7 protein-coding genes are annotated in these 8909 nt (G+C 73.9%); 6 read left to right on the top strand and 1 reads right to left on the bottom strand.

Annotated elements, in window-relative coordinates; all coding sequences use genetic code 11:
• Window positions 1–64: 64 nt before the first annotated feature.
• A complete protein-coding gene (locus LGQ04_RS09525) occupies window positions 65–1387 on the bottom strand; it encodes a glycosyl hydrolase family 18 protein (RefSeq protein WP_229243440.1) in 1323 nt (440 codons plus the stop codon).
• Between the two features lie 437 nt (window positions 1388–1824).
• Here LGQ04_RS09525 and LGQ04_RS09520 point away from each other — a divergent pair, with 437 nt between their 5' ends.
• From LGQ04_RS09520 to rplL, 6 genes are all read left to right on the top strand, one after another.
• Window positions 1825–2460: an RNA polymerase sigma factor gene (locus LGQ04_RS09520; protein WP_229243439.1), complete on the top strand. Its 636-nt coding sequence runs from the start codon at window positions 1825–1827 to the stop codon at window positions 2458–2460.
• Window positions 2457–2954, top strand: a complete 498-nt coding sequence (locus LGQ04_RS09515; RefSeq protein WP_229243438.1) for a hypothetical protein — start codon at window positions 2457–2459, stop codon at window positions 2952–2954. Before LGQ04_RS09520 ends, LGQ04_RS09515 begins: the two co-directional genes overlap by 4 nt.
• 164 nt (window positions 2955–3118) lie before the next feature.
• A complete protein-coding gene (locus tag LGQ04_RS09510; protein WP_229243437.1) occupies window positions 3119–4945 on the top strand; it encodes a S8 family serine peptidase in 1827 nt (608 codons plus the stop codon).
• Between the two features lie 30 nt (window positions 4946–4975).
• On the top strand, window positions 4976–7558 hold the full coding sequence (locus LGQ04_RS17720; RefSeq protein ID WP_229243436.1) for a CHAT domain-containing protein: 2583 nt from the start codon (window positions 4976–4978) through the stop codon (window positions 7556–7558).
• 278 nt (window positions 7559–7836) lie between these two features.
• Window positions 7837–8367, top strand: a complete 531-nt coding sequence (gene rplJ / locus LGQ04_RS09500) for a 50S ribosomal protein L10 (protein WP_229243435.1) — start codon at window positions 7837–7839, stop codon at window positions 8365–8367.
• A gap of 101 nt (window positions 8368–8468) precedes the next feature.
• A complete protein-coding gene (gene rplL / locus LGQ04_RS09495) occupies window positions 8469–8858 on the top strand; it encodes a 50S ribosomal protein L7/L12 (protein ID WP_229243434.1) in 390 nt (129 codons plus the stop codon).
• Window positions 8859–8909 lie beyond the last annotated feature (51 nt).

Raw genomic sequence — 8909 nt, 5'->3', positions numbered from 1 at the left:
GGCCGGGCGCCGTGCCGCACCCGGCCCTGAGTGCATCACCGGGTCGTGACCCGGCAGCGGTGGATCAGCAGGCGCCGAGGTCGCGCCAGACGCCCCACTGCCCGCTCTGGGTGGGGTTCTCGTTGGTCGTCCACCACTTGGCCTCGTAGGTGCGGCCCTGGTGGGAGACGCGGTTGCCGCCCACGTAGATCGCGGACGCCGACCAGGCCGTCGCGGTGCACGTGCCCGTGGGGGGCGTGGTGGGAGGCGTGGTCGGCGGGGTGGTGGGGGGCGTCGTCGGAGGCGTGGTGGGAGGCGTGGTCGGCGGGGTGGTGGGCGGCGTGCTCGGACCGCTCGCGAGGCGCTTGCCGACGACGTTCGCCAGCTCGTAGTTGTTCGTCTTGTCCCAGTTGATCGACCAGGTCATGACGCCGCCGATCTTCCCGTACGGCGTCGCGGGCTTGAAGGAGCCGCAACCGGTGCCGACCTCGAGGCAGTCGACGGCCTTCACGACGTTCGCCATCGACTGGTAGCCGCCGCCGGCGGCGCGCGGCACGGCGGGGACGCCGATGCCGACCTGGTCGGGGCGCAGCCCCATCTCGAGCTGGATGCAGGACAGCGCGGTGAGGAAGTCGACGGTGGCCTGGCTGTAGACCTTCTGGTCGCAGCCCATCATCGTGCCCGAGTTGTAGTACTGGGTGTTGACGATCGTGAGGATGTCCTTGATCTTCAGCGTGAGCTGGTAGTAGCCCATGCTCGTCGCCTGGTAGTCGATGGTCTGCGGGGCCATCGTGAGGATGAGGTCGGGGCCCGCCTTCGCGGAGAGCTGGCGGAGCGCGTCGGCCATGTAGGTCGCGTTGATGCCGTGCTCGAGGTCGATGTCGACACCGTCGAAGCCGTACTCCTGCATGAGGGCGTACGTGGTGTCGGCGAAGTTCTTCGCCTCGGTCGCGTTGGAGACGACGACGTTGCCCTTCTCCCCGCCGACGGAGATGACGACCTTGCGCCCCTGGGAGCGGATCGTGGCGATGTCGGCCTTGAACTGCGCGGTGGTGTAGCCACCGAGCTCGGCGGACGCGAGGTTGAACGTGATGCCGCCCGGCGTCCCCGTCTTGTTGTCGGCGAACGCCACGGCGACGAGGTTGTAGGCCTGCGGGATCTCGGACAGGCGCATCGTCACGGAGCCGTTGTCGAAGTTGTGCCAGTAGCCGGTGAGCCACTGGGTGTCCGACGCCGCGGCGGCCGCGGGGGCGGCCGTCACGGTGGCGGTGGCGGGGGAGGGGGTGGCGCTGGCGGGCGCGGCGGTGGCGGCGCCGGTCGCGGCGAGGGCGACGGCGGTCGCGACGGCGGCGACGGCGCGGCGTGCGCGCGCCGCGGGACCGCTGCGGCGGGTCGGGAGGGATGTCACGGTGCTGCTCCTCGGGTCTCGGGCGCGCGACGTCGTCGGCGCGCCGGCCCGTCGCGACGACGGGTCTCCTCGACGCTAGGAGGCGCGGCGCGGCGGGGGCATGAGGGAACTCCCGGTGGTTGCGGCGCCGGTGTACGGGAGAACGCGTACATGCCGTGCCACCGGGGAGCGGCCTGGGGGCAAACTGGGCGCGAGAGGATGTATCAGGCTGCCCGGTGGTCCCTCTCGTCCCGGTGGACAGGTGCGTGGAGCACCTCGACGACGCACCGCCGACGAGACCCGCCGAGGAGAACGATGGGCCCATCCGCCGCGAGCCAGGAGGGTCGTGACCAGTGATGATGGTTGTCGAGCCCGACGGCTTCGCCGTAGAATCAGGCGTCTCTGCGGACCCCCCGCTGATGCCTGACCGCACGAGCGTGCCGAGGACAGTGCCGCCGATGACGAGAACGACAGACGACCTCGCCGAGACCGGTCAACCGGAGCCCAGCCTGGGAGACCGGGGGGCGTTCGCGCTCCTGGAGTACCGCGACGGTCGGCCGCAGGCGCTGGGCGACTTCGTCCGCGAGGCCACGCCGTTGCTGTGGCACACGGTCCGCGCCCAGGGCGTGGACCGCGAGCAGGCGGACGACGTCGTCCAGACGGTGTGGGTCGCGCTCGTGCGCAACGCGATGACGATCAAGGAACCGCACGCCGTGCTCAAGTGGCTGCTCATCACGGCCAAGCGCGCGGCGTGGGAGACGGTGCGCAAGCACCGCGACGACGTACGACGACGCACCGAGCTCCCCGACGACACCGACGAGGGCGTGCCCGAGCTTCCTTCGGGCGACCCGACGCCGGACGACGAGGTGCTGCGCAACGAGCGCGACCGGGGGCTGTGGCGGGCCCTCGCCCAGCTCCCGGAACGATGCCAGAAGCTGCTGCGCCTCGTCTCCCTGGCCGACCGGCCGGACTACAGGTCCATCTCGGCCGCGATCGGCATGCCTGTCGGCAGCATCGGGTCCACGCGCGGACGCTGCCTCGCCAAGCTGCGCGACATCATCGACGACCAGGGGGAATCGTGGGAAGCATCATGAGCGCCGAGTCCAAGCACAGCCCGGACGAGCCGATCGACGCGGTCGACGTCGCGCTGCTGGCCGACCTCGCACGCATCGCGGAGGAGATCGACCCCGTTCCCGCGGGCCTCGTCGACCGGTCCCTGTTCGCCATCACGCTGGCGGGCCTGGAGGCCGAGGTGATGGAGCTCGAGTACGTGCACGTGCCGGAGATGTCGGTGCGCGGTGACGCACCGCCCGTCGAGGCGCGGACCATCACGTTCACCTCGGAGTCCGTCACTGTGATGATCTCGCTGTCGCCGGCCGACGGCGGTCGCGTCCGCATCGACGGCTGGGCGGCTCCTGCCACGGCCCTGCGCGTCGAGCTGCACCGGCCCGGGTCGGTGACCGAGACGGCGAGCGACGACGACGGCCGCTTCGCGTTCGACGCCGTCGACCGCGGGCCGGCGAGCCTCGTGGTGCGCCGCGCCGACGGCACGGGCGGTGCGGTCAGCACGCCCGTCGTCGAGCTGTGAGCACGAACGACGCCCGGGGGTGACGGCGGCAACGCACCTCCGAGCGCCGTCCGACCCGTGCAGGAGCATGGGCCGACCCCCCGCAGGACCAGACCAGCCGGACGCCGTGACGAGGCCGTCACGTCGCGTCGCCGGGCGCCGACCTCCGACACGGGAGATCTCTCTTGAGCCAGACACCTGACAGCCCGACGCCGCGCCCCGACGGGTACGCGGGACGCGCGATGCGCTTCCTCGACCCGATCGACGTCCGCCCGCACCGCGGACGGCGGCCGCTCCACCCGACGTGGTACGTCGCGGACCGGCTCATCGTGCGGGGAGCGCCTCCGCGGTCCGTGCGCGACCGTCTCGCGGGCCCGGGCGACGTCGCCGACCTCGTCGCGTTCGCCGAGGGGGCGTCATCCAGCCCGATCGAGGCGGCGGCGTCCCGCCGCCGGTGGCAGGTGGCCCTGGACACGGCGGGGGACCGTGCGCCCCTGTCGGTCGCCCGGGCGCTCGGCGCGGTCGACGACGACGAGGGACCGGAGCACGCCGACGACGACGCGTACGGGTTCGCGCTGCGCCTGGTGCCCGAGGACCACGAGGACGTCCCCGACGCCTGGAAGCTCGTCGAGGAGCTGGGGGGTCTGCTCGACCCCGACGACCCGGACGGTCCGACGATCACGCTGGACCATGTGATGACGGCGACGCCGTACTCCACCCCGCTCCCGTACTCGACGCCGTTGCCGTACTCGACGCCGCTGCCCTACTCCACCCCGCTCCCGTACTCGACACCCCTGCCGTACTCCACGCCGCTGCCCTACTCGACCCCTCTGCCCGTGCGCGGGCTCGCCGAGTACGGACAGGCCGGGACCGGCGGCAGGTCGCCTGTCAACCGGATCGGTGGAGCGCCCGTCCGACGCCCCGCCGGCGACGGCCCCCTGGTGGACGCCGACGGCCGACGGCGCGCCGTCGTCGCCGTGCTCGACACCGGGGTCGGGTCCCACCCGTGGTTCGGCGCGTACGACCCGGCCGACCCGACGAAGGGCGACGGCAACGGAGTCGTCCTGCGCAGCGCGACGCTCGACGGCGAGCCCATCGGGACGTTCCCCCTCGCCACGCGCCCGGAGGACGACGCGGAGTACGGCGGCGCGTCGTCCGCCCCGCTCACGGGCCCGCTCGACCCCATCGCCGGTCACGGGACGTTCATCGCGGGCGTGGTCCACCAGATCGCGCCCGACGCCGCGATCCTGCCCGTCCGGATCTTCGGCGGCTCGGGCACGGTCCCGGAGTGGGACGTGCTGCAGTCGCTGCGACGGCTCCTGCGCTTCCACCTGCGCGGGCTGCGCGGGGTCGACGGCTGCTTCCCGGTCGACGTCGCCGTCCTGTCCATGGGGTACTACCACGAGCAGCCGGAGGACGTCGCCTACGACGGGCCCCTGCGGTCGGTCCTGCGGGCGATGCGCCAGGCGGGCATGGTCGTCGTCGTGGCGGCGGGCAACGACGGCTCGACCCGGCCGATGTACCCGGCGGCGTTCGCCCCGCAGGTGGGCGGCACGCCGACCGACGTCGTCGTCGAGGACGAGCAGCTCTCGCACCACTACGTGCCCGTCCTCACGGTGGGGGCGAGCAACCCCGACGAGACGACCGCGCTGTTCACGAACGAGGGCCCGTGGGTGACGACCCTGCGTCCGGGGGCCGCCGTCGTCAGCACGTTCCCCACGACGCTCAACGGCCCGACGACGCCCTCCCGGCAGCTCCCCGACGCCCGTTTCGGCGGTTGGCGGGCGACCATCGACCCGGAGAGCTTCGAGGGAGGCTTCGGCACGTGGAGCGGCACGTCGTTCGCGGCTCCGGTGCTCGCCGCGGAGATCGGCGCGGCGCTCGAGACGGGACCGCTCGCCACCGGGAGCGGTAATCTCGGAGACCGGGTGGCGGAACGCGTCGACGCGGCGTGGCGCGCCGTCACGGCGACCGTCGGGATCGAGCGGCCGCGAGCGCGCGACGCGGGGTGATCCGTCCCCGCGGGGACGGAGGTGTGCACGGTGGGGGTCTCCACGCTCACGGAGGCGTCTGCCAGGCTGGAGCGCGCCCTGAGCCTGAACTCCCGGGGGCGGCACGCGGCGGCGAGCAAGGGGTTCGACGCGGTGCTGGCGTGGTGCGCCGAGCCTGCGCCGACCACCGACCGCCGTGCCGTCGGCACCCGTGACAGGCGGGCGCTCGTCGTCCGGGCGCGCATCGGTCTCGCCGTGTGCCACTTCGAGTCGCGGGGCGACGTCGAGTCCGCGCTCGACCTTCTCGAGGCGGCGGAGACCGCGGCCGAGCACGACCGCGCGCTGCGCGCGGTCGTGCTCGGCCAGCGCGGCCTGCTGCTGCACCGGACCGGGGCGATGGGCGCGGCGTCGCACGCGATGGACGAGGCGATGCGCCTCGTGCCCGCCGACGCGTGGCGCGACCTCGCTGTGCTCCACATGAACCGTGGGTCGTTGCGGTCCGACATGGGCCGCCTCGCGGAGGCGGCGGAGGACTTCGCGGCGTGCGCCGACTACGCCCGGCGGATCGGCAACCCGCTCTACTCCTCCATGGCGGAGCACAACCAGGGCTGGGTGACGTACCTGCGGGGCGACCTGCCCGTCGCGCTGCGGGTGATGGACCAGGCCGCGGCCGCCGCGCCGGAACGGCACGCGGCCGTAGGGCTCGTCGACAAGGCGCAGGTGCTCCTCGACGCGGGGCTGGTCGCCGACGCCGACGAGACCCTGAGGGAGGCGCGCGAGCACCTGCGCCGGTACCGGATGGTGCGGGACCTCGCGGAGGTGGAGCTCGTGCGCTCCCAGGCGCTCGTCGCTCTGCGGAGGTTCGACGACGCGCGGCAGCAGGCGCGCTCGGCGGCGCGCCGCTTCGCGCGCATGGGGAACGTCCCGTGGGAGCTGCGCGCCCAGGTGCACGAGCTCGAGGCGCTGGCGGCCGCGGACGCCCGCGGCGCCGTCGTGCCCGCGGCCGCACGACGACGCGCGGCGGCGGCGCTCGCGGTGGCGACGCGCAGCGGGTCGCTCGGCCGTGAGGTCCGGCTCGGGGTGGAGGTGCGCGCGTCGCTCCTGGCTGCCGACTGGTACGCCACGGCCGGTGACCTGGAGGCGGCGCGCGGAGCCCTGGACGCGATCCCGGCGGGCATGCGGCACGCCCCGCTGCCGTTGCGGATCCAGCACGAGGCGGTCCTGGCGCGCATCGCCTACGCCGCGGGCGACCGTGCGGCCGGTCTGCGGGCGGTCCGTCGCGGACAGGCTGCTCTGACGGACCACCGTGCGCGGCTCGGCTCGGTGGACGCGGTGACCGCGTCCGCGGTGCACGGCGTGCGGCTGGGGAACATCGACGTCGAGGCGGCCCGTCGCACGGGCCGCCCTGCTCCCCTCCTCGACGCCGTCGAGCGCGGGCGCGCGGCGTTCGCGGGGGCAGGGCGGGTGCGCCCGCCGGAGGACCCGGTCCTGGCCGAGCTGCTCGTCTCGGCCCGCCGCGAGGTGGAGGCCGCCCGCGCCCTGGGCGCGTCCGAGGACCCGGAGCGGCTCGGACGCCGCCAGGAGCACCTGCGCGCCGCGCGTCGGCTCCAGGAGGACGCGCGACGGCGGGCGTGGCAGCACGAGGGGGAGGCGTCGACGCCGGTCGCCGCGACCGAGCGGGGCCTGCGGACGGCGCTCGCCGAGGCCGGCTCCGGGGCGGTGGTGGCTGACCTGGTGCGCGACGGCGACGACGTGCTGGCGGTCCGGGTGTCGGCCGAGGGCTCGCGGCTGGTCCGGCTCGGCAGCTGGTCGGTGGTGGGGGAGCGTGTGCGCCGGGCGCGGGCCGACCTCGGGGTCCTGTCGAACGTCCTCATCCCCGTCCCCATGCGTCAGGCGGCGGTCGCGTCGCTGTCCCGGACCCTGGAGGCGCTCGACGAGCAGCTCGTGTCCCCCCTGGAGGTCGACGGCGACCTGCACGTCGCCGCCCGCGACGTCCTGCTCGCCGTGCCCTGGGCGTGCTTGCCCTCGCGGCACCGGCGCCGGACGTGGGCGAACTCGTGGATCGACCTGCGGCACGCGGAGCCGGTGCGTCGGACGGACCAGGCGCTCGTCGTCGCGGGGCCGGGCCTGAGGTTCTCGGCGGCGGAGGCCCGCCTCGTCGGGGGCGTCTGGGACGGGGCGCAGGTGCTCACGGGCGAGCAGGCGACGTGCGCCGCGGTCACGGCGGGCATCGCCCCGGCCGGGGTGCTGCACCTCGCCGCGCACGGCACGCACGACACGAGCAACCCGCTGTTCTCCTCGCTGCGCCTCGCCGACGGGCCCCTCTTCGCGCACGAGCTCGACGGCATCGACCTGCGGGGCGTCGTCGTCGTGCTGTCGGCGTGCGAGGTCGGTCTGTCCACCCCGCGCATCGGCGGGGAGTCCCTCGGGCTGACGAGCGTCCTGCTGCGCCTGGGGGCGCGCGCGGTGATCGCGAGCGTGGCGCCGCTGCGCGACGACGTCGCCGCGCGGGTCATGCCGGCGCTGCACGCGGAGCTGCGCGACGGCGTGATGCCGGGGACGGCGCTCGCGCGGGCCGTCGCGGACGAGCCGGAGCCCGTGCCCCTGGTGTGCTTCGGGCCCCTCGTGCTCTGATCCCCGCCGGGGGTCACGGCGCGCGGTTTGGACCACGCGCCGTCGTCCCGTACGATGAGCGAGTACCCAAGACCGCCGGTCGTCCGACGCTGCCCGCAGATCCCTCTGCGGAACGCGGAGGCCGAAGTCCCGCCCACGAGGCGGAGGCCAGCGCAGGTAGCGAATCGACGACGTGCGTCCCGGCCTCGTGCCGTGCCACGACTGCGAGCCCCGCGCCTGCGCGGGGCTCTTTCTCGTTCCGGGGCGACGCCGGTGGTACCACCACCGGAAGGATTGCCATGGCGAGGCCGGACAAGGCAGCCGCAGTCGCCGAGATCTCGGACAAGTTCCGCGACTCGAACGCTGCCGTGCTGACCGAGTACCGCGGGCTCACCGTCGCGCAGCTCAAGCAGCTGCGTCGGTCGCTCAGCGGCAACGCAACCTACGCCGTGGTGAAGAACACGCTGACCGCCATCGCGGCCAAGGAGGCCGGTGTCGAGGGACTCGACGCCGACCTGCAGGGCCCGTCGGCCATTGCCTTCGTCACCGGGGACCCGGTCGAGGCAGCGAAGGGTCTGCGTGACTTCGCCAAGGCGAACCCCGCGCTGGTCATCAAGGGCGGTGTCCTCGACGGGCGCCCCCTGACCGCCGCGGAGGTCACGAAGCTCGCGGACCTCGAGTCCCGCGAGGTCCTGCTGGCCAAGGCGGCCGGCGCGATGAAGGCGAAGCTGTTCCAGGCTGCGTACGTCTTCACCGCCAAGCCCGCCGAGGCCGCCCGCGTCATCGATGCCCTGCGTCAGAAGCAGGAATCGGAGGGCGCTGCCGCCTGATCCGTGCTTCGGCACGCGATCACGACAGCGCAAGCACACAACCCCGCTTCTGGCAGGCCCGCACCGGGCTGTTGCCGAGCACTGACGAAAGGAACGCCATCATGGCGAAGCTCAGCACCGACGAGCTCATTGCGCAGTTCAAGGACCTCACCCTCATCGAGCTCAACGAGTTCGTGAAGGCCTTCGAGGAGACCTTCGAGGTCACCGCCGCCGCTCCGGCCGCCGTCGCGGTCGCCGCCCCCGCGGGTGGCTCGGGCGACGCCCCGGCCGAGGAGGAGAAGGACGAGTTCGACGTCATCCTCGAGGCCGCCGGCGACAAGAAGATCCAGGTCATCAAGGAGGTGCGCGCGCTCACGTCCCTCGGCCTGAAGGAGGCCAAGGACCTCGTGGACGGTGCCCCGAAGCCGGTCCTGGAGGGCGCGAACAAGGAGACGGCCGAGAAGGCCAAGGCTGCCCTCGAGGGCGCCGGCGCCACGGTCACCCTCAAGTGATCTCGGCGGCCGGTTCCTGACGGGACCGGCCGCACGCCGCACGAGGCCCGC

It is taken from the genome of Cellulosimicrobium marinum (assembly GCF_020551945.1).
GTDB lineage: Bacteria > Actinomycetota > Actinomycetes > Actinomycetales > Cellulomonadaceae > Cellulosimicrobium > Cellulosimicrobium marinum.
Note: the sequence above shows the minus strand (reverse complement) of the source record. Positions and strands in the feature narration are given on the sequence as shown.

Excerpts from the sequence above, each read along its gene's own strand:
- LGQ04_RS09520 (WP_229243439.1), top strand. The coding sequence starts at position 1,825 with ATGACGAGAACGACAGACGACCTCGCCGAGACCGGTCAACCGGAGCCC.
- rplL (WP_229243434.1), top strand. The coding sequence starts at position 8,469 with ATGGCGAAGCTCAGCACCGACGAGCTCATTGCGCAGTTCAAGGACCTC.
- LGQ04_RS09515 (WP_229243438.1), top strand. The coding sequence starts at position 2,457 with ATGAGCGCCGAGTCCAAGCACAGCCCGGACGAGCCGATCGACGCGGTC.
- rplJ (WP_229243435.1), top strand. The coding sequence starts at position 7,837 with ATGGCGAGGCCGGACAAGGCAGCCGCAGTCGCCGAGATCTCGGACAAG.